This is a genomic window from Fuscovulum blasticum DSM 2131, from assembly GCF_003034965.1.
In the GTDB taxonomy this organism is placed as follows: Bacteria; Pseudomonadota; Alphaproteobacteria; order Rhodobacterales; family Rhodobacteraceae; genus Pseudogemmobacter; species Pseudogemmobacter blasticus.
This window is the reverse complement of sequence record NZ_PZKE01000002.1, coordinates 244,321-264,006: the sequence shown is the minus strand read 5'-3', so window position 1 is coordinate 264,006 and position 19,686 is coordinate 244,321. Positions and strand designations below refer to the sequence as shown.

General features: G+C 67.0%; 21 protein-coding genes, 1 other RNA gene and 1 pseudogene. 6 read left to right on the top strand and 17 right to left on the bottom strand.

The features are described 5' to 3' along the window. The first annotated feature begins 58 nt into the window (after positions 1-58). Positions 59-214: a hypothetical protein gene (locus C5F44_RS17920; RefSeq protein WP_181318173.1), complete on the top strand. Its 156-nt coding sequence runs from the start codon at positions 59-61 to the stop codon at positions 212-214. Then, complete coding sequence (locus C5F44_RS03445) at positions 211-849, top strand: DUF1638 domain-containing protein (protein ID WP_107672185.1); 639 nt, start codon at positions 211-213, stop codon at positions 847-849. Before C5F44_RS17920 ends, C5F44_RS03445 begins: the two co-directional genes overlap by 4 nt. On the opposite strand, the gene C5F44_RS03440 is transcribed toward C5F44_RS03445, so the two are convergent. The 11 genes from C5F44_RS03440 to secG form a co-directional block, all read right to left on the bottom strand. Then, a complete protein-coding gene (locus C5F44_RS03440; RefSeq protein WP_107672098.1) occupies positions 846-1,883 on the bottom strand; it encodes a zinc-binding dehydrogenase in 1,038 nt (345 codons plus the stop codon). The two genes, C5F44_RS03445 and C5F44_RS03440, sit on opposite strands and share 4 nt — an antisense overlap. A 19-nt stretch (positions 1,884-1,902) precedes the next feature. Continuing rightward, on the bottom strand, positions 1,903-2,121 hold the full coding sequence (locus tag C5F44_RS03435) for a ribbon-helix-helix domain-containing protein (RefSeq protein ID WP_107672097.1): 219 nt from the start codon (positions 2,119-2,121) through the stop codon (positions 1,903-1,905). A 106-nt stretch (positions 2,122-2,227) separates the two neighbouring features. Next, positions 2,228-2,446: an N-(5'-phosphoribosyl)anthranilate isomerase gene (locus tag C5F44_RS03430; RefSeq protein WP_107672096.1), complete on the bottom strand. Its 219-nt coding sequence runs from the start codon at positions 2,444-2,446 to the stop codon at positions 2,228-2,230. Positions 2,447-2,504: 58 nt separating this feature from the next. Further along, positions 2,505-2,684, bottom strand: a complete 180-nt coding sequence (locus tag C5F44_RS03425; RefSeq protein ID WP_107672095.1) for a DUF4169 family protein — start codon at positions 2,682-2,684, stop codon at positions 2,505-2,507. 2 nt (positions 2,685-2,686) lie between these two features. Further along, positions 2,687-4,081 (bottom strand): class II fumarate hydratase, encoded by a 1,395-nt coding sequence (fumC, locus tag C5F44_RS03420; RefSeq protein WP_107672094.1) that lies wholly within the window; start codon positions 4,079-4,081, stop codon positions 2,687-2,689. A gap of 90 nt (positions 4,082-4,171) precedes the next feature. Beyond that, the gene (locus tag C5F44_RS03415; RefSeq protein ID WP_181318172.1) at positions 4,172-4,726 is read right to left on the bottom strand and encodes a class I SAM-dependent methyltransferase; all 555 of its coding nucleotides are present in this window, start codon (positions 4,724-4,726) and stop codon (positions 4,172-4,174) included. Between the two features lie 4 nt (positions 4,727-4,730). Beyond that, entirely contained in the window at positions 4,731-5,192 is a 462-nt protein-coding gene (locus tag C5F44_RS03410) for an SspB family protein (protein ID WP_107672184.1), read from the bottom strand. Between the two features lie 85 nt (positions 5,193-5,277). Further along, entirely contained in the window at positions 5,278-6,531 is a 1,254-nt protein-coding gene (chrA, locus tag C5F44_RS03405) for a chromate efflux transporter (protein WP_107672092.1), read from the bottom strand. A 54-nt stretch (positions 6,532-6,585) separates the two neighbouring features. After that, positions 6,586-6,941, bottom strand: a transfer-messenger RNA (tmRNA) gene (gene ssrA / locus C5F44_RS03400). Between the two features lie 195 nt (positions 6,942-7,136). Further along, positions 7,137-8,780, bottom strand: a complete 1,644-nt coding sequence (locus C5F44_RS03395; protein WP_107672091.1) for a CTP synthase — start codon at positions 8,778-8,780, stop codon at positions 7,137-7,139. A gap of 148 nt (positions 8,781-8,928) precedes the next feature. After that, the gene (gene secG, locus C5F44_RS03390) at positions 8,929-9,345 is read right to left on the bottom strand and encodes a preprotein translocase subunit SecG (RefSeq protein WP_107672090.1); all 417 of its coding nucleotides are present in this window, start codon (positions 9,343-9,345) and stop codon (positions 8,929-8,931) included. A gap of 161 nt (positions 9,346-9,506) precedes the next feature. On the opposite strand from secG, the gene C5F44_RS03385 reads away from it, so the two are divergent. After that, the gene (locus C5F44_RS03385; RefSeq protein WP_412917521.1) at positions 9,507-10,442 is read left to right on the top strand and encodes a DMT family transporter; all 936 of its coding nucleotides are present in this window, start codon (positions 9,507-9,509) and stop codon (positions 10,440-10,442) included. On the opposite strand, the gene C5F44_RS18290 is transcribed toward C5F44_RS03385, so the two are convergent. Beyond that, positions 10,369-10,725: a hypothetical protein gene (locus C5F44_RS18290; protein ID WP_328588455.1), complete on the bottom strand. Its 357-nt coding sequence runs from the start codon at positions 10,723-10,725 to the stop codon at positions 10,369-10,371. The two genes, C5F44_RS03385 and C5F44_RS18290, sit on opposite strands and share 74 nt — an antisense overlap. 1 nt (position 10,726) lies before the next feature. Then, positions 10,727-10,996, bottom strand: a pseudogene (locus C5F44_RS18285) (thiamine pyrophosphokinase); the annotation flags it as partial. 225 nt (positions 10,997-11,221) lie between these two features. On the opposite strand from C5F44_RS18285, the gene C5F44_RS03375 reads away from it, so the two are divergent. Further along, on the top strand, positions 11,222-13,297 hold the full coding sequence (locus tag C5F44_RS03375) for a hypothetical protein (RefSeq protein ID WP_107672088.1): 2,076 nt from the start codon (positions 11,222-11,224) through the stop codon (positions 13,295-13,297). A gap of 26 nt (positions 13,298-13,323) precedes the next feature. On the opposite strand, the gene C5F44_RS03370 is transcribed toward C5F44_RS03375, so the two are convergent. From C5F44_RS03370 to C5F44_RS03355, 4 genes are all read right to left on the bottom strand, one after another. Beyond that, a complete protein-coding gene (locus C5F44_RS03370; RefSeq protein WP_107672087.1) occupies positions 13,324-13,587 on the bottom strand; it encodes a DUF2842 domain-containing protein in 264 nt (87 codons plus the stop codon). A 23-nt stretch (positions 13,588-13,610) separates the two neighbouring features. Next, positions 13,611-14,903 (bottom strand): adenylosuccinate synthase, encoded by a 1,293-nt coding sequence (locus C5F44_RS03365; RefSeq protein WP_107672086.1) that lies wholly within the window; start codon positions 14,901-14,903, stop codon positions 13,611-13,613. 130 nt (positions 14,904-15,033) lie between these two features. Beyond that, the gene (locus tag C5F44_RS03360) at positions 15,034-16,413 is read right to left on the bottom strand and encodes an L-serine ammonia-lyase (protein ID WP_107672183.1); all 1,380 of its coding nucleotides are present in this window, start codon (positions 16,411-16,413) and stop codon (positions 15,034-15,036) included. A 103-nt stretch (positions 16,414-16,516) separates the two neighbouring features. After that, on the bottom strand, positions 16,517-17,185 hold the full coding sequence (locus C5F44_RS03355) for a glutathione S-transferase family protein (RefSeq protein ID WP_107672085.1): 669 nt from the start codon (positions 17,183-17,185) through the stop codon (positions 16,517-16,519). 255 nt (positions 17,186-17,440) lie between these two features. Between C5F44_RS03355 and rpiA the strand changes: the two genes are divergently transcribed. Both rpiA and gor read left to right on the top strand, forming a co-directional pair. After that, on the top strand, positions 17,441-18,226 hold the full coding sequence (gene rpiA / locus C5F44_RS03350) for a ribose-5-phosphate isomerase RpiA (RefSeq protein WP_107672084.1): 786 nt from the start codon (positions 17,441-17,443) through the stop codon (positions 18,224-18,226). Positions 18,227-18,287: 61 nt separating this feature from the next. Then, positions 18,288-19,646 (top strand): glutathione-disulfide reductase, encoded by a 1,359-nt coding sequence (gene gor, locus C5F44_RS03345; protein ID WP_107672083.1) that lies wholly within the window; start codon positions 18,288-18,290, stop codon positions 19,644-19,646. The last annotated feature ends 40 nt before the right edge of the window (positions 19,647-19,686 follow it).

Genomic DNA, 19,686 nt, shown 5'->3' with positions numbered 1-19,686 from the left:
TTCGTGACTTGGAATCGGTCCGAAGAAGGACCAGATTGAAGGAACGGAGGGCGAGATCATGCCACTCACTCATTTCCTTGGTCTTCTGGCGCTGGTCATTCTGGCCGCTGGTCTGACCATTTTGTTGCTGGTCTGGGTCAAGGCCCCGCTTGCGGCCGCTGCCTTCGCCACGCTGGTCGGTAGCCTGATCGTCGGGGCGCGTCAGTGGCGCTGACGCCACCCGACGAGACGCTGACGCAGGACGGGCTGGCCGAAGCGCGGCAGGGGCGCATCCTGCTGGTGGCCTGTGGCGCGTTGGCGCGTGAGATTCTGGACGTCCGCGCGGCGAACGGCTGGACGCACCTTGATCTGCAATGCCTGCCCGCCAACCTGCACCTCTGGCCGGACCGGATTGTGACGGCGGTTGAGGCGGTGGTGCGGGACCGGCGCGCGGATTACGAACAGATCTTCGTGGTCTACGCAGATTGCGGGACTGGCGGTCAATTGTTCGAAAAGTGCAGGGAACTGGGCGTCGAAATGGTCGAAGGCCCGCACTGTTATTCGTTTTTTGAAGGGAATGAGGTCTTCGCCCGCCATTCCGAAAGCGAAATCACCGCATTTTACCTGACCGATTTTCTGGTGCGCCAGTTTGATGCCTTCGTCTGGCGCCCAATGGGGCTGGACCGGCACCCGGAACTGCGGGACATGATGTTCGGCAATTACACCAAGCTGGTCTATCAGGCCCAGACCAATGACCCGGCGCTGGATGCCAGGGCGCAGGACTGCGCCGCCCGTCTGGGGCTGGCCTATGAGCGGCGCTTCACCGGCTATGGCGATCTGGTACCGGTGCTGGCGCGGGTGGCCGGCTAGGCGGCGAAATCGGTGATGACGGCAACGCCGGGGGCGGTGGGGCCGTCGAAGGCGCGCAACTCGCCGGTGGCCTGCGACAGGGCCACGGTGCGGGCGACGATGGGGGATACGTCCACTCGCCCGGTCTCGATCAGCGACAACAGCGAGGGGTAGCGCCAAGCCGGCATCCCCCGGGTGCCGAACACCGACAACTGCCGCATGTAAAGGGCGTTCATGTCGATCTGCATGGTGGCGGTATGGCCGACCGGCAGGCCCACCTGCACATGCCGGCCCAGAGGGCGCAGACAGCGCAGCGAGGCATTGGCGGTGGCTTCGATCCCCAGCGCCTCGACGCTGACATGGGCGCCGCCGCCGGTCAGTTCCACGATCTGCGCCGCCACATCGCCCTGACGCGCATCCAGCGCATGTTCGGCCCCCAGCGCCCGCGCATGGGCCAGCTTTTCCGGCACCACGTCAACGACGATGACCCGCGCGCCAAGTGCCTGCCCCAGCAGCAGGCAGGACAGGCCGATTCCGCCCGTGCCATGCACCGCCAGCCATTCGCCCGCCTGCAAGGCGGCGCGGCCGGTCAGGCCGTGATAGGCGGTGGTGACACGGCAGCCCAAGCCCGCGGCCAGCGCGGGCGACAGGCTGTCGGGCAGGCGGGTCAGGTTGTGGGCATGGGGCACTGAGACATATTCGGCCCAGGCCCCCCTGTCGCCAAAGCCCGGCACGCGCTGGCTGCGACAGGTTGTGGTCTGGCCCGAGCGGCAGTCGGGGCAGTCGCCGCAGGCCAGGATGAAGGGCGCGATCACCCGGTCGCCGGGGCGCCATTTTGCCAGCGGCCCGGCTTCGATCACCTCGCCGCAGTACTCATGGCCGGGAATGTCGCCCGGGCGCACCTTGGGGTGTTCGCCCACCCAGCCGTGCCAGTCAGATCGGCAGATGCCGCAGGCCAGCACCTTCAGCACCACGCCATCGGCTTCGCAGACCGGGTCTGCGACGGTTTCCAGCGACAGGGGGGCGCGATAGGCGCGAAGGACGGCGGCGCGCATGGATGTTCCCTTCCGGCTGTCAGGTGCCCTGATGATGTTTCAGGCAGAAGACCCGGATCGCCGAGGCAAGGCCCTCCTCTCCGCGACGCGCGGCGTCGATTTCGGACGCAAGCTGGTTCACCGACAGGTCCCGCAGGGCGGCAATGTCGCGGAAGGCCTCCCAGAACTCGGGCTCCAGCGAGACGCTGGTGCGATGGCCGTGCAGGGTGAGGGAATGTTTCGCGGGGCGGGTGGTCATGGGGACGAAATCTAGCCCTGCGGCAGCGTTGAAGCCACCGGAGTTTTTGAAAACTCCGGGCCGGACCCTTCAAAGGCTCCGACGCGATTTCTTTGAAGAAATCGCGTCAGGCGACACGGCGGATCGGTTCGCGATTGCAGAAGATCACGAACTGGCCGGCGTTTTCCACAACCGGAAAGCCGCGCCGTCGCATCTCGGCCAGAAATGCCTCACGCCCGACATCCCGCAGCTTGCGGCGAATGACGCCGCCCTCGCGCGCCGCCTGCGACGAAAACAGATGCGCGATCCAATGTTCGGGGCTGAGATACCCGGGCAGATCCTTCATAGCCACCTCCTGCACCGGAGGATCGGGCAATGAGGGTTAATCTCCGGTTAATCCCCGATCAGCCCGTATCGCGGCGGTGGCCGTCGTGGTCGCGGGCGGCCTTTTCCGCCCGCGCCTTCTCCAGCTCGCGCTCAGCCTTGCTGCGGCCGAACTTCGCGGCGTTCTCGTCGCCCTTCGCGCGGGCGGCCTTGCGGGCCGCCTGCTTTTTCGCACTGCGAAGGTTGACGATCTCGGCCATGGTCAGTCCTTGGGGCCAATCATGTCTTCCGGCCGGACGATGCGGTCGAAGGTTTCGCCATCGACATAGCCAAGGGCAATCGCCTCTTCGCGCAGGGTGGTGCCGTTCTTGTGCGCGGTCTTGGCGACCTTGGTCGCGGCATCATAGCCGATGGTCGGCGCCAGCGCCGTCACCAGCATCAGGCTTTCCTTCATCAGCTTCTCGATCCGGGCCACATTGGCCTTGGTGCCCACGACCATGTTGTCGGTGAACGAGCTGGCCGCATCCCCCAGAAGCTGGATCGATTGCAGCACATTGTAGCTCATCATCGGGTTGTAGACGTTCAGTTCGAAATGGCCCTGGCTGCCGGCAAAGCCCACGGCCGCATCGTTGCCCATGACATGGGCGCAGACCATGGTCAGCGCCTCGGCCTGGGTCGGGTTCACCTTGCCCGGCATGATGCTGGAGCCGGGTTCGTTTTCCGGCAGGATCAGCTCGCCCAAGCCCGAGCGGGGGCCGGACCCCAAAAGCCGCAGGTCGTTGGCGATCTTGAACAGCGCCGCCGCCACTGTCTTCAGCGCGCCCGAGTAGAACACCATCGCGTCATGGGCGGCCAGCGCCTCGAACTTGTTGGGGGCAGTGACGAAGGGCAGGCCGGTGATCGCGGCGATTTCCGCCGCCACGCGCGCGTCATAACCCTTGCGGGTGTTCAGCCCGGTGCCCACGGCGGTACCGCCCTGCGCCAGTTCGTAGATATGAGGCAAGGCCAGCTTGACCCGTTCGATGCCGCGGTCAACCTGGGTGGCATAGCCGCTGAATTCCTGGCCCAGCGTCAGCGGCGTGGCGTCCTGCGTATGGGTGCGGCCGATCTTGATGATGTCCTTGAACTCCTCGACCTTGGCCCACAGTGCGCGGGACAGCTTTTCAAGGCCGGGGATCAGCACGTCGCGCGTATGGGTGCCGATGGCAACGTGCATGGCGGTGGGGAAGGTGTCGTTCGACGACTGGCCCATGTTCACATGGTCATTCGGATGGACCGGCTTCTTCGAGCCCATCACCCCGCCCATGATCTCGATCGCGCGGTTCGAGATCACCTCGTTGGCATTCATGTTCGACTGCGTGCCCGACCCGGTCTGCCAGACCACCAGCGGGAAGTTGTCGTCGAACTTGCCGTCGATCACTTCCTGCGCCGCCTGCTGGATGGCCCGGGACAGATCTGCCGGCAGGTCGCCCTGTGCCTCGTTCACGATGGCGGCGGCTTTCTTGATCACACCAAGGGCGCGGATGATCGGCACCGGCTGCTTTTCCCAGCCGATCGGGAAATTGATGATCGAGCGCTGCGTCTGCGCGCCCCAATACTTGTGGCTGGGAACCTCCAGCGGGCCAAAGCTGTCAGTTTCGGTGCGGGTCGCGGTCATCGGGTGCCTCCAGCAAACTCTCGCCGCCCGAATAGACCCGCGCCGGGGTGAAATCAATCGGCATACCGTCGCATACCGTTGGTTTCGCGGTCAGCTCCGGCGAAAGCGGAAGACGCGGGCCGGGGGCAGGTTGGCCCAGATCTTGTGGCCCTTGTTCACCCGCAGGCCAAGGGCGGCAATCACCTCGGGCGGCAGCGGCGGGCGGTTGCCATAGGTGAATTGCACATAGGTGCCGCGCGGGCCCAGAACGCGGAACGCCGCCGCGACGATGCCTTCGCGCACCGCTTCCGGCATCGACAGCAGCGGCAGGCCGGAGATCACCGTCTGCACGCCCGGCGCTACATGATCGGCGGCGGTCTGTGCCCCGGCCTGGATGACCGTCACGCCCGGAAAGCGGCTTTTCAGATGGACGACGAATTCCTCGTCCAGTTCGAACAGCGTCAGATTCTGCGGCGGCACGCCACGGGCCAGGATCGCCTCGGTCAGCCGGCCGGTGCCCGGCCCGAATTCTACCACGCGGCCCGATTGCGGGCCAAGCCCCAGCGTCATCGCGCGTGCCAGCGTCCGCGACGAGGGGGCAATGGCGGACACCTGCCGCGGATTTTGCAGCAGCCGGCGGCGGAACAGGTCCAGATCGTTGGCCAAAGGCCTAGGGCTTGCGGAACTGGTCGAGGCGCACGATTTCGGCGTCGTGCACGGGGACCGGGGTTTCTTCGGCGTCATCCCCTTCTTCGCCCTCGTCCTCGTCCCCTTCTTCTTCGTGGCTTTCGAAGCGCAGGCCAAATTCGACCGAGGGGTCTACGAAGGTGCGGACCGCATCGAAGGGAATGACCAGCGGTTCGGGGTTGTTGCCGAAATTCAGGGTGATCGAGAAGCCGTCGTCGGTGACTTCCAGGTTTTCGTACCAGTTCTGGATCACCACCGTCATTTCGGAAGGATAGCGTGCCTTCAGCCAGTCGGCGATGGCGACATCCGGGTGGGTGGTGTCGAAAGTGATGAAGAAGTGGTGCGCGCCCGGCAGGCCATGCTCTGCAACATCGCGCAGAACGGTCTGGATCAGGCCGCGCATGGCCTGATGCATGAGATTGCCATAGTCGATGCTGCGGACCATCCGGTGTCCCCCTTCGCTGCGGCCCAGCATAGGGGATTCGCGGGCCAAGGAAAGGGGGCGACGGCCTGCGGATGCACCGCCGCCGTCAGATCGCGCGCAGGATGATGGAAAGCAGGGCGGAAAGGCCCAGCACCGCCAGCAGCGGCCAGTGCCGGCGCAGCAGCAGCCAGCCCGCCAGCAGCGCCAGCCCCAGCGACAGCGGTTGCAGCGAGGCCAGATCGGGCCAGGGCATGTTGACCGGGCCAAGGGTCAGGCGCTGCACGCTGCCGAAAAGCACATGCAGCGCGAACCACAGCGACAGGCTGGCGATCACCCCCACCACGGCGGCGGTGATGGCGGCCAGCGCGCCCGAAAGCCGGGGCATCCGGGTCAGCCGTTCGATGAAGGGCGCCCCGGCGAAGATGAACAGGAAGGACGGGGCAAAGGTCATCCAGACCGCGATGCCCGCCCCGGCCAGTCCCATTGCCCAGCCTCCGGCGCCGTGGCCGGCCATGTAGCCGACGAATTCCGTAACCAGAATCAGCGGTCCGGGCGTGGTTTCGGCCAGACCCAAGCCGTCCATCATCTGCGGCAGCGTCAGCCAGCCGCGCACCTCGACCACCTCTTGCGCCATCCAGGCCAGAACGGCATAGGCGCCGCCAAAGGTCAGCAAGGCCAGCTTCGAGAAATAGAGCGCGATTTCGGCCAGCCGGGCCGGGGCAAAGGCCTGCACCAACGCCAGCGGCACCAGCCACAGCGCCAGCGCCACTCCGGCGGCGGTGTCCGGGCGGGGGGGCGGGGCGGTGTCAATGGTCGGGGCGGCTGTGGTCGGGGCGGAACGGAAAAACCCCCAAAGCCCCGCGGCGATCAGGATCACCGGAAAGGGCAGGGCCAGCACGAACAGGCCAAGGAAGGCGGCCAGCGCCAGCATCAGGTCCGCCCGCCCGCGCAGGGCGCGGCGTGACAGCCGGATCAACGCCTCGATCACGATGGCGATGACGGCCGCCTGCACCCCGGCAAACAGCGCGGCAACCGCCGGCACCGTTCCGAACCCCGCGTAAAGTGCTGACAGCGCCAACACCACCAGCGCGCCGGGCAGCACGAACAGCCCGCCCGCGATCAGCCCGCCCAACCCGCCATGCAGCCGCCAGCCGATCCAGGTGGCAAGCTGCATCGCCTCGGGGCCGGGCAGCAGCATGCAGAAGGACAGCGCCCGCAGGTATTCCTGTTCGGAGACCCACTTCTTTTCATCCAGCACCACGCGGTGCATCAGCGCGATCTGCGCCGCCGGGCCGCCAAAGGACAGGCAGCCGATGCGTGCGAAGGTGCGGGTCAGTTCAGGCAGGCCGGGTGTTGTCATGGCCGGGCACCGTAGCGCCGGATTGTGACAGGGCAACCGCGAATGAAGGGGGAAGGTGCAGGTTTCTGTTGCCAGGTACCTGCGGACCCCGCCTTACGCGGCTAAGCGGAAGGGCTTAGGTTTGGTATTGCGAGCTGCTTACGCAGCCAGCGCCACCGGAGCACGGTTGTCATTGGCAACTGTGATCTTGGACCGATAACGGTGGTACCTCACCGAGCGAAAGCTGGCCTCTTTGGTCGTTCGTCGATCCTATTTCGGCCCCACACGCCCGCAATGAACGGGAAAGTCTGGTGGAGCCGCCGGGTACCGCCCCCGGGTCCGAGCCGATTATTACAGGTGCGTTTATCGCCATAGTCCGGGTTGCCCCGGACAAAGCCAATATAGGGCGCGGTTCGGGGGGGCGCAAGACGGCCCGGGGGCCATCTCCCGACAGATCGGGGCAGGGGCGGCATCGGGCTAAAGTCATCGCAGGACTTCCAAACGCCCTGTCGCCACGGGGCCAAATGGCCGGCCAGGCGCCAGAGGCTTGGCCAAGGCTGCGCGGGCGTGATCCGCGCGATCCTCAGACGCCCTGATGGGCCAGGGCAAACGGCGTGGAAGGCCGCCTAAACCAGCCGGCTGACCTCGACCGCGGCACGGACGAAATCCGCGAACAGCGGGTGGGGGGCGAAGGGTTTGGATTTCAGTTCGGGGTGGAACTGCACGCCGATGAACCAGGGGTGATCCTGCACCTCGACGATTTCGGGCAGGCGGCCGTCGGGGGACATGCCCGAGAAGCTGAGGCCGCATTTTTCAAGCTGGTCGCGGTAGCGGATGTCCACCTCGTAGCGGTGGCGATGGCGCTCCTCGATCACGGTGGTGCCATAGACCTGCGCCACCTTCGACCCTTCTTTCAGGTTGGCGGTATAGGCGCCCAGCCGCATGGTGCCGCCCTTGGCGTCATCTGCCTTGCGCCGGACGGTGTGGTTGCCCTGCACCCATTCCTTGAGGTGATAGACCACCGGGGTGAAGCGCTTTTCGCCTGCCTCGTGGTCGAATTCCTCGGACCCGGCGTTCTTGAGGCCCACCAGATTTCGGGCGGCCTCGATCACGGCCATCTGCATTCCAAGGCAGATGCCAAGGTAGGGGATCTTCTTTTCGCGCGCGTAGCGGGCGGCCTTGATCTTGCCTTCGGTGCCGCGTTCGCCAAAGCCGCCGGGAACAAGGATAGCGTGGAAGTTTTCCAGGTAAGGCGCGGGGTCTTCGCGTTCGAAGATCTCGGCGTCGATCCATTCGGCCCGAACCTTGGTGCGGTTCGCCATGCCGCCATGGGTCAGCGCCTCGGCAATGGATTTGTAGGCGTCTTCAAGCTGGGTGTATTTGCCGACGATGGCAATGCGAACCTCGCCCTCGGGGTGGTTGAGGCGGTCCATCACGTCTTCCCAGCGGGCAAGGTTGGGCTTCGGCGCGGGGGTGATGCCGAAGGCATCCAGAACCGCCTGGTCCAGCCCGGCCGCGTGATAGGCAAGGGGGGCCTGGTAGATGGTCTTCAGGTCATAGGCGGGAATGACGGCCTCTTTGCGGACGTTGCAGAAGAGGGCGATCTTTTCCCGCTCGCGATCCGGGATCGGATGTTCGCTGCGGCAGACCAGCACGTCGGGCGCAAGGCCGATGGATTGCAGTTCCTTGACGCTGTGCTGGGTGGGTTTGGTCTTCAGCTCTCCACTGGCCGCAAGGTAGGGCAGCAGCGTCAGGTGCATCAGGATCGACTGGCCGCGCGGGCGTTCGTGGATGAACTGGCGGATGGCTTCAAAGAACGGCAGCCCCTCGATGTCCCCGACGGTGCCGCCGATCTCGCACAGCATGAAATCGACCTCATCATCCCCGATGTGGAGGAAGTCTTTGATTTCATTGGTGACGTGAGGGATGACCTGTATGGTCTTGCCAAGGTAGTCGCCCCGGCGTTCCTTTTCCAGCACGTTGGAATAGATGCGGCCCGAGGAGATGGAGTCGGTCTGGCGGGCATGGACGCCGGTGAAGCGTTCGTAATGGCCAAGGTCCAGGTCGGTCTCGGCGCCGTCATCGGTCACGAAGACCTCGCCATGCTCAAACGGCGACATCGTGCCCGGATCGACGTTCAGGTAGGGGTCCAACTTGCGCAGGCGGACGGTATAGCCGCGGGCCTGCAACAGCGCGCCAAGGGCGGCGGAGGCAAGGCCCTTGCCCAGAGAGGAAACCACGCCGCCGGTAATGAAGATGTAACGCGCCAAGGCGGGACTCCCGTGTTGTCAAAAGCGCGATTCGGGGGGGTGGAATCGCGGCACCACGGGATTTGGGTTATAACGCTGCGCGCGGCTGCGCGCAACCGTTGCCGCAAGATCATGTCTGCGGCGGCCCGTTCCCGTCAAAGGATTGTGGTCAGGGGGTGGTCGGGGTGCTGTTCGCGGGTGCGGCCGGTGCGGCCGGTGCGGCCGGTGCTGCGGGGGCAGCCGGAACCGGCGGTGCGGCGGGTGCGTCGGCCGGGCCGGGCGGCAGCAGGTCGGCGCCGGGAACCGGCGCGGCGGGTGCGTCCTGCGCGGGTGCGGTCGGTGCGATGGTATCGACGACCGATCCGGTGCCGGTGCCGCGCGTGCCCAGCACGGTCAGCGTGATCGAGGTGGCGATGAAGGCCGCCGCAAAGACCCAGGTCAGTTTGGTCAGCGCGGTGGCCTGACCGCGGGCCTGCATGTTGCCCCCGCCCGACAGCAGCGCGCCGCCTTCGTTGCGCTGCAGCAGAACCACGCCGATCAGCAGAAGGGCAAGGATCAGGTGGACGGTGAGGATGACGGTTTCCATGGGGCTTGGTCCTTCGCGGCCGATGCGGCTATCTAGGCGGAAGCGGCGGGTCGCGCAAGGGCGGCCGCGACATCGGGCGGCCGTCTGCCCCGAGGAACGAACTGCGGGCCGGTGTCGTTTTCGGGATGGCGGGGCGGCGGCGGGGCGGTTAGCGGTTGGGAATGAACAGCGACCGTATCCTTCCCGGCATCCTGCTGATGCTGGCCTTCTGCATGTTGGCCCCGCTTCTGGACGTATCGTCCAAGCTGGCGGCCGAGGCCGGGGTGCCGGTCGGCCAGATCACCACCGCGCGCTTTCTGGTGCAGGGCGCGCTGATGCTGCCGGTGGTGCTGTTCATGGGCGTGCCGCTGCGGCTGGACCGGCGGGCGCTGGGATTTGTCACGCTGCGGGCGGCGTTCCTGATCCTGTCCACCTTTTCCTTCGTGTCGGGCATTGCGGTGATGCCGCTGGCCGATGCGCTGGCCATCGCCTTTGTCGAACCGTTCATCCTGCTCTTGCTGGGGCCGCTGATCTTTGGTGATGCGGTGGGGCCGCGGCGCATTGCGGCCTGCGTGGTGGGCTTCGGCGGGGCGCTGCTGGTGATCCAGCCGTCGCTGGCGGTGTTCGGGATGGTGGCGCTGTGGCCCCTGGGAACCGCGTTCTTCTTTGCCTTCTACATGCTGGTGACGCGGGCCATCTCGGCCTACATGCACCCTGTTGCTATGCAGTTTCACACAAGCTGGACCGGGCTTGTCCTGTGCCTGCCGGTGATGTGGGCCTTCCATGGCGGCAGCGTGCCCGAACTGGGCACGATCTGGCCGCAGGGGGTGGTCTGGCTGTGGCTGTTCGGCGTGGGGTTCTGGGCGGCGGTCAGCCATATGTGCATGACCTATGCGCTGAAATTCGCGCCTTCCGCCACGCTGGCGCCGCTGCACTACTTCGAGATCGTGGTGGCGGTGCTGCTGGGCTATCTGATCTTCGATGACCTGCCGAACCTGATGACGGCGGCGGGCATCGCGGTGATCGTGGCCTCGGGCCTGTATATCATTTCGCGTGAGCGGGCGGCGCATCGTGACCGGGCGCCCTCGGCCGAGCCGGAAGCGCCCGCAGGGCCGTGACCGCCGCCTTCAGGCGCGCGCGCGGCAGGATCACGATCATGCCGGGGCTGTCGAAGGTCAGCCGGACATCCGGGGCCGAGACCCGGTTCGAGGTGCCGATGAATCCGTCGGGCGCGAAATGCAGCCCCGTGATCGGCCATTCCAGCCCGGTGCTGTGGCCGGTGACGGGGGCCATGGGGAACAGCGACAGCGGATCGCCGGGGCGCAGGCGCAGCGCCAGATCGGGGGGGGGCCGCGAAGGCCACGTCCTGCGGCCCGACGACCAGACAGCGACGGCCAGCATGGCGCACCAGCACGTTCATCACGGCAAGCCCGTGGTCGATTCGCGCGCCGGCGAATCCCAGGGCCAGAACGAAGGGCGCCACAATCGAGCGCAGCGCCTTGTCAAAGTCTGTGGTGGCCTGATCGGTCAGGTGATGCAGCACTTCGGGCGGCAGGGCGGCACGGGTCTGGCTGGAAATCGAATCCAGATCGCCGATCACCGCCTGCGGTGCGATGCCGGCCTGCATCAACCTGTTGGCCCCGCCGTCGGCGCCAACCACAACAGGTGCCATTTTCAGGGCGGTCTTCAGGTCGCGCCCGGTGACGGGCCCACCCCCGACAAGCGTAACCCCATAAGAGGATTGGAGAATCGGCTGGTTCATGGCGATACTTACGAAATAAGGCAGGCTGGCTGTTTGCGGGTCACAATCAATCCTTCAAATTACCCATGTCTGTCCATCGAATTGATCAGCCGGCAAGGCAGGGTCTGACGACGTGGAAGTGAGAGGTCTGCATCCATGAATGGTGCGAGCAAGATACTTACGGTTTCGTATGGCACCTTCAGCTGCACGCTGGAAGGGTTCGACGATCCGTTCAACACGATGCGGTCCATTGCCGAGTATTTCCGCGATCTTGCGGCCGAGGATCGTTATTTCGGAGCCGAGCCGCCGCAGCCCGATGCCGCCATGCTGCACCGTATCGCCGAACGTGAGGTGCAGCGCCGGGTCGAGACGCGGGTTCAGGACAACGGTGTTCTGCTGCGCGCCGGCGAGGCGCTGACCGAGCCGGTGGCCGAGGCTGCCGTTGCCGAAGCCGCGCCGGCGCCCGTTGCGACCGAACCTGCGCCGATGCCGGTTGCGGTTCCGGCCGCCGTGGCTCATGCGGCTGCGGTGCCGGTGGCGGTGCAGGCCCTCCCCCCGACTCGTGTGGCTGACCCTGTGGCGACGATGCCATCTGACGCGATGGCCGCACCGCAGCCCGCCGCCCCCACGCTGCGCCCGGCCATGCCCGAAGGTGTGGCGGCCAAGCTGGCCCGCTTGCGTCAGGCGGTTGCTGCGGCATCGGGCGGTGTGGTGGTGCCGATGGTGCCCCTGGCCCCGGCGGCTGCGGCCCCGGATGCGTTTGACGATGAGAATACCGAGACCATGGATGTGGCGCCGCTGCCGGCCGAGGCTTTTGCGCCCGTTCCGACCGGGGCCGCAGAGCTGCCGGTTCAGGCGGAAGCGGTGGCCGGCGATGCGACGGATGTGGTTCTGGAAAGCCTGATCGCCACGCTGGCCGGCGGCGAGGTGACGGCCTCAGCCGGTGTTGTGGCCGAGGAGGCCGGAGCCGCGCCCGTTCTGGCCGTGCCGGAGGTGGCCGAGGGTGCGGCGCAGACCGCGACAGACCCTTTTGCCGAAGAGACCGGCCTTGCACTGGACGAGTCGCTCTATGACCTGTCCGAACCGCCCGCGGTCGAGGCCTTGCCGCTGGTCTCGCCCGACGACCTGATCGACGCGCTACCCGAGGATCTTGCGGCAGAGCTTGAGGCCGAGACCGAAGGGGCCGATGACTTGCCGGCCCCCGCGGCGAAGCCCGAAGCGGCCACGGCGCCCGAGGAAGCCCCCGAGGATACGCTGGCGCTGGTCGCTGCGGCCCGCCATGCGGCCGAGGTGATGGAAAAGGCGCAGCGGGCGCGGGCGCGGGTGATCAAGATCCGCCGCGCCGATGTCGACCTGCCTGAACTGCCCGCCGCCGCGGCCGTTGCTTCCGAACCGACTGAACCCCCGGCAGAGGCGGGGGCCGAGCCGGATGTGGCGCGGCTGTTGCGACAGGCCGATGACGAGATGGCGGTCGAGGAAAACCAGCGCCGGCTGTCGGCGATCCAGCATCTCAAGGCGGCCGTGGCGGCGACGGTTGCCGACCGGCTGGCCGGGGTGAAGAAGCCTTCGGAAACCCTGCGCGCCGATCCCTACCGCGCCGATCTGGCCCGCGTGGTGCGCCCGGCCCGCCCCGCCGCCGCGCGCCCGACCCCGGTGGCCGTGCCCGACCTGCCGCCGGAGGACCGCCCGGTTGCCGAGCGGCCCGCATCCGACCGACCCGAAACCGACCGTCCGGCGCCGCTGGTGCTGGTGTCGGAGCTGCGGATCGACCGGCCCGCCACGCCCCTGCGTCCGCGCCGGATGGCCGGCAGCGCCGCCGTTGCCGCCGCGGCCTATGTCGAGGATGAGGAAGAGACGCCGCCGGTCTTGTCGCTGCGCGACCCGATCCTTGCGCCCGCCCTGGCGGAAGAGGCCGAGGATGAGGACGAGACCGCCTTCGCGCCGCAGGATCGCGGGGCTTTCGAGACCTTTGCCAGCCGTCTGGAGGCCGGGGATCTGTCGCAGCGGCTGGAGGCTGCCGCGGCCTATGTGACCTGTGTCGAGCGGCAGGAGGATTTCACCCGGCCGCATCTGCTGCGCTATGTCGGGGCTGATGCCGGCAGCCGTGAAGATTGCCTGCGCGCCTTTGGCGGGCTGTTGCGGGACGGGCGGATCACCCGGGCGCGGCGCGGCCGCTTTGCGCTGCCCGAGGGATCAGCGGTTCTGGCAAGGGCGCGGAACATGTCCCCCTGATCCGAGGAGCCCGCACGGAACCTTGATCAGGCGGAGGGGCCGGGCCCTTCCGCCTGATCCGTTTCTGCGTTCGGATCGGCCTGGCCCACGCCGCGGAACAGGCTGCGGAAGGGCAGGGCCCAAAGCAGACCGAGCACGATATAGACCGCCATTTCCGCCAGAAACGGCAGGCGTCCCCAGCGGGCATCAGCCCAGTTCACCACGCTGACCGCCACCACCACATAAAGCGGCATACCGATCACCAGGATCAGCAGCGACAGGCGTTTGCGGGCGGCGTGGCTGAGGGCCAAGGGGCGTGCTCCTGGAAGGATGGTCAGTCGGCGAAGGGATCGGTCACCAGGATGGTGTCGTCACGTTCGGGGCTGGTCGAGAGCAGCGCCACCGGGCACTGGATCAGTTCCTCGATGCGGCGGACGTATTTGATCGCGGCGCCCGGCAGGTCGGCCCAGCTTCGGGCGCCGGCGGTCGACTCGCTCCAGCCTTCCAGTTCCTCATAGACCGGGGTGACGCGGGCCTGAAGATTGGCGGCGGTGGGCAGGTAGTCCAGCTTTTCGCCGTCCAGCATGTAGCCGGTGCAGATCTTCAGCGTTTTAAACCCGTCCAGCACGTCCAGCTTGGTCAGGGCGATGCCCGACACGCCACTGGTGGCACAGGTCTGGCGCACCAGAACCGCATCGAACCAGCCGCAACGGCGCTTGCGCCCGGTGACGGTGCCGAATTCATGGCCCCGGGTGCCAAGGCGGTCGCCATCGGCATCGAAAAGCTCGGTCGGGAAGGGGCCTTCGCCGACACGGGTGGTATAGGCCTTGACGATGCCCAGCACGAAGTCGATCGAGGTCGGCCCAAGGCCGGTGCCGGTGGCGGCCATGCCGGCCAGCGTGTTCGACGAGGTGACATAGGGATAGGTGCCGAAATCCACGTCCAGCAGGCTGCCTTGCGCGCCTTCGAACAGGATGCGCTTGCCGGCGCGGCGGGCCTCGGTCAGCACCTTCCAGACGGGTTTGGCGAAGGGCAGGATCTTCGGCGCGACTTCCAGCAACTGGGCCTTCAGCGCGGCGGTGTCGATCGGGGCAAGGCCCAGCCCGGCGCGCAGCGCGTTGTGGTGCGTCAGCAGCCGGCCGATGCGGGTGTCCAGCGTGGCCTCATCGGCCAGATCGGCGACGCGGATGGTGCGGCGGCCAACCTTGTCTTCATAGGCCGGGCCGATGCCGCGGCCGGTGGTGCCGATCTTGGCCACCGAATTCTGCGATTCGCGGGCCCGGTCCAGTTCGCCATGCACCGGCAGGATCAGCGGGGTGTTCTCGGCGATCAGCAGGTTGTCGGGAGTGATGGTCACGCCCTGGCCGGCCAGCTTGTCGATTTCGGTCAGCAGCGCCCAGGGGTCAAGCACGACACCGTTGCCGATGACCGACAGCTTGCCGCCGCGCACGATGCCCGACGGCAGCAGCGACAGCTTGTAGACCACGCCGTCGATCACCAGCGTATGGCCGGCATTGTGGCCACCCTGGAAGCGGGCGACGATGTCGGCGCGCTCGGAAAGCCAGTCGACGATCTTGCCCTTGCCTTCGTCGCCCCACTGGGCGCCCACGACAACCACGTTGGCCATTGGCAGCGGTCCTTCCCCTGATCGGAATTGCGCCGATCCCATAACGGATGCGGCGCGCCGGGGGAAGGGGCGGTTTCGATGTGAAGCGACCGCGCCGGGCGCGGCCGAGGCGACCAGACCTGATGGCCGGTCAGCAGTTGGGGACGTTCACCGCAAGGCCACCCAGCGAGGTTTCCTTGTATTTCTCGTGCATGTCGTGGCCGGTCTGGCGCATCGTCTCGATGGCGGCGTCAAGGCTGACCAGATGGATGCCATCGCCGCGCATCGACAGCGAGGCAGCCGACACCGCCTTGATCGCACCCAGCCCGTTGCGTTCGATGCAGGGCACCTGCACCAGCCCCTTCACCGGGTCGCAGGTCATGCCAAGGTGGTGTTCCAGCGCGATTTCGGCGGCGTTTTCCACCTGTTCCGGCGTGCCGCCCAGCACGGCGCAAAGCCCCGCCGCCGCCATGGCCGAGGCGCTGCCCACTTCGGCCTGACAGCCACATTCCGCCCCCGAGATCGAGGCGTTGTGCTTGCACAGCCCGCCGATGGCGGCGGCGGTCAGCAGGAATTCCCCGACCCGGCCGGGGGTTGCGCCGGGCACATGGTCCAGCCAGTAGCGGATGACGGCCGGCACCACGCCGGCCGCGCCATTGGTCGGCGCGGTGACGACCTGCCCGCCGGCGGCATTTTCCTCGTTCACCGCCATGGCATACATGCTCATCCAGTCGTTGATCGTATGCGGGGCGACAAGGTTCAGGCCGCGTTCGGCCATCAGCGCGTCATGAATCCCCTTGGCGCGGCGGCGGACCTTCAGCCCGCCGGGCAGGATGCCTTCGCCCTGCATCCCGCGCGAGATGCAGCCGTTCATCACCTCCCAGATCCGGGCAAGGCCACGGTCCAGATCGGCCGAGGAGCGGAACTTCAACTCGTTCTGGCGCTTCATCCCGGCAACGGAAAGGCCAGAGCGGCGGGCCATTTCCAGCATCTCGGCGCCGGTTTCAAAGGGCCAGGGCACATCGGCGCGGGCTTGCGAGCGGGTGCCGCCGGCTTCGGCCAGTTCGGTGGCGGTCAGCACGAAGCCACCGCCGATCGAGTAGAAGGTTTCCTGAAGGATCACGTCGCCTTCGGCATCGGTCGCCTTCAGGATCATGCCGTTGGCATGGCCGGGCAGGGCGGGGCCGTAGTCGAAATGCAGGTCGGTGGCCGGGTCGAAGCGCATCGGCGGCAGGCCGGGCGGCGAGATGGTCTTTGTCGCGCGGATTTCGGCCATGGCGGCCTCGGCCCTGTCGGCGTCATAGGTTTCGGGGTGAAACCCGGCAAGGCCAAGGATGGTGGCGCGGTCGGTGGCGTGGCCGACCCCGGTGAAGGCAAGCGAGCCGTGCAGGCTGGCTTGCAGCCCGCGGAAGTGGAAGGGCGAGGCGCGCAGCATGTCAAGGAAACGGGCCGCCGCCACCATGGGGCCCATGGTGTGGCTGGACGAGGGGCCGATCCCCACCTTGAACATGTCGAAAACGGACAGAAACATGCGGTCCTCCGGGCTTTGGCGGAGGATGAAGGGCGCGGCGTAATCCGCAAGGGCGGAATCCGACATTCCGCGCGCGGTCCGCGTCAGGATGCCGCAGCTTTGTTCAGGACAGCGGCGGTGCGGGTGGCGGCGCGCTGAACGGGGTTTCGCCCAGCCCTTCCTCGGCGGCGATGGCCCGGGCCTCGGGCAGGGCTTCGGCGGCAAGGGCGTGGGCCAGAAGGTCGGGGAAGGCGGTCAGGTGGAACCAGCGCGGGTGATTCAGCGGATATTGCGCCGCCCAGCGGCCCAGCATCAGCACATAGGCCGACAGCGGCCCCAGCAGGGGAAACATTTCGGGCGTGGTGCGCAGGGCCTCATCCACATGGGCAAGCGCCGTCAGGAACCGCCCCGCGGTCAGCGTGACCTGCCCGGCGCCGGATTCCGCGGGGGCATAGTTCTGCGGCCAGACCAGCGGGCGCAGTTCGGCATTGGCCATGTTGGACAGGAAGAACAGCCATTTCAGAAAGGCGGGGCGCGCCGCATCGGCGGGACCGGGGCCAAGGCGGTGGAAATCGGACAGCCACAGCAGGATGGCGCCGGTTTCCGACACCGGGCCTTGCGGCGTTTGCAGCAGGGGAAAGCTGCCGGTCGGGTTCACCGCCCGCCAGTCATGGCCCTGCAAGGCCAGCGGCGAACGCGGAACCGGGCGCAGCTCAAGCGGAATTCCGCGGCCGGCCAGGGCAAGCCGGATGATTGTCGAGGCCGTGTCCGGAGCGGTGTAAAGCGCAAGCATGGCCAGTTCTCATCGGGAGCGGGGGGATCTTGCATAGCATGACACAGATGCGCGGTTTGCGAGTCGGCAGACTGCGCCATGTATCTTCTATCCGCGACATTGGCGTGATTTTCCAGTACCAACCGCAAGCCAAAGCGGGGTGTCGCCAAGGGGCGGTGAAAGCGGGAAAAGCCTTTTGCCCTTGTGCCGGCTTTGCGTTAAGCCGCGCTGTATTCTTCGATCCGCCAGATGACCCGACCGCAGGGAGCGTGTGACATGCCCGCCGATCTGAACCCCATCGACAACGCCAAGTTCGTGGCGGCGCGGCGCGCGGTCGATTTTGTCGAGGATGGCATGAAGCTGGGGCTTGGCACCGGATCGACCGCCGCCTGGATGGTGCGCAGCCTGGCCGAGCGGGTTCGCGACGAGGGGTTGCGGGTCACCTGCGTGGCCACCAGCCGCCGCACAGCCGAGCTTGCCGTTGGCCTGGGGCTGGATGTGCGCACGCTGGATGAGGTGAAGTGGCTGGACCTGACCATCGACGGGGCAGACGAGTTCGACACGCATCTGAACCTGATCAAGGGCGGCGGGGCGGCGCTGCTGCAGGAAAAGATTGTCGCCACCGCCTCGGACCAGATGATCGTGATCGCGGACGCGGCCAAGGAAGTGGCCCAGCTTGGCGCCTTTCCGCTGCCGGTCGAGGTGATCCCCTTCGGCTGGCGCACCACGAAGGCGCTGGTCGAGGAGACGCTGGTCAGCATGGATGTGATCGGCCGCGAGGTCACCTTGCGGATGACCGGCGACCAGCCGCTGCGCACCGACGGGCAGAACCATATCCTTGACCTGCACCTGAACCGGATCGGCAATCCGCGGCAACTGTCGCTGGTGCTGAACCAGATTCCCGGTGTGGTGGAGAACGGGCTTTTCATCGACATCTGCGATACCGTTGTGGTGGGGCACCCCGATGGGCGGGTGCAGGTGCGCGACATCAACTCGGGCCGGTTCGATGAGGGCCGGGTGGCGCTGCCGCCGGTCGAAAACATCTTCGCCGGGCAGGACTAGACGCGTATCGTCGCCCATCGGGCGGCTTTGGTCTTGCGGCCGGGAACAGGAAGGGGGGCACATGGCCTTCGACGTTGATCTTTTTGTCATTGGCGGCGGTTCGGGCGGGGTGCGCGCCGCGCGGATCGCGGCGGCCGAAGGTGGTGCGCGCGTCGCGCTGGCCGAGGAAAGCCGCATGGGCGGCACCTGTGTCATCCGTGGCTGCGTGCCGAAGAAGCTGATGGTCTTTGCCAGCGACTTCCCCACCCAGATTGCCGATGCCCGCGCCTATGGCTGGGACGTGCAGCCGGGCGCCTTCGACTGGACCCGGTTCCGCGCCGCGCTTGAGGCTGAGCTGTCCCGGCTTGAGGCCGCCTATCGCGGCACGCTGGCCGGGGCGGGCGTGCAGGTGCACGATACCCGCGCCACGGTCGAGGATGCCCATGCCGTGCGGCTGGCCACGGGCGAACGGATCACGGCCAAGCACATCCTGATCGCCACCGGCGGGCGGCCCTTCGTCCCCGACATTCCGGGCGCCGACCTGGCCGTCACCTCGAACGAGATGTTCCATCTGCCGGCGCTGCCCCGGCGGGCGCTGGTGGTGGGCGGGGGCTATATCGCCAGCGAATTCGCCGGCATCCTGCACGGGCTGGGCGTGCAGACGACGCAATACTATCGCGGCGCCCAGATCCTGCGCGGCTTTGACGACGAGGCGCGCGGCCATGTGTCGAACGCGATGCAGGCGGCGGGCATTGCCATTCATTGCGGCACCGATGTGCTGCGGCTGGAACGCACGCCGGGCGGTATCCGCGCCGTGGCGACCGATGGCACCGAGCGCGAGTTCGATCTGGTGCTGTACGCCACCGGGCGGCGGCCCAATTCCGCCGGTCTGGGGCTGGAGGCGCTGGGTGTGGAACTTGGCCGCCATGGCGAGGTGGTGGTGGATGACTGGAGCCAGACCGCCGTGCCCTCGATCCATGCGGTGGGCGATGTGACCAACCGCGTGAACCTGACCCCGGTTGCCATCCGTGAAGGCCATGCCTTTGCCGATACGGTGTTTCGCGGGGTGCCGACGAAATTCGATCACTGCCTGATCGCCAGCGCGGTGTTCACCCGGCCGGAACTGGGCACGGTGGGCCTGAGCGAAGAGGCGGCCCGTGCGCTGGGGCCCATCGAGGTTTATGCCGCGACCTTCCGCCCGATGCAGACGCTGTTTGCCGGGCGGCAGGACCGGGTGCTGATGAAGCTGGTCGTCGATGCGGCCAGCCGCAAGGTTCTGGGCTGCCATATCGTTGGCCCCGGCGCGGGCGAAATGATCCAGTTGGCGGCGATTCCCATCGGCATGGGCGCCACCAAGGAAGACTTCGATCGCACGGTGGCGGTGCACCCGACCATGGCCGAGGAATTGGTAACGATGCGGAAGCCTGTGCGAACGGGCTGACAAGGCTTGAAATTCCGTCGCGGATGCACAGGTTAGGCAG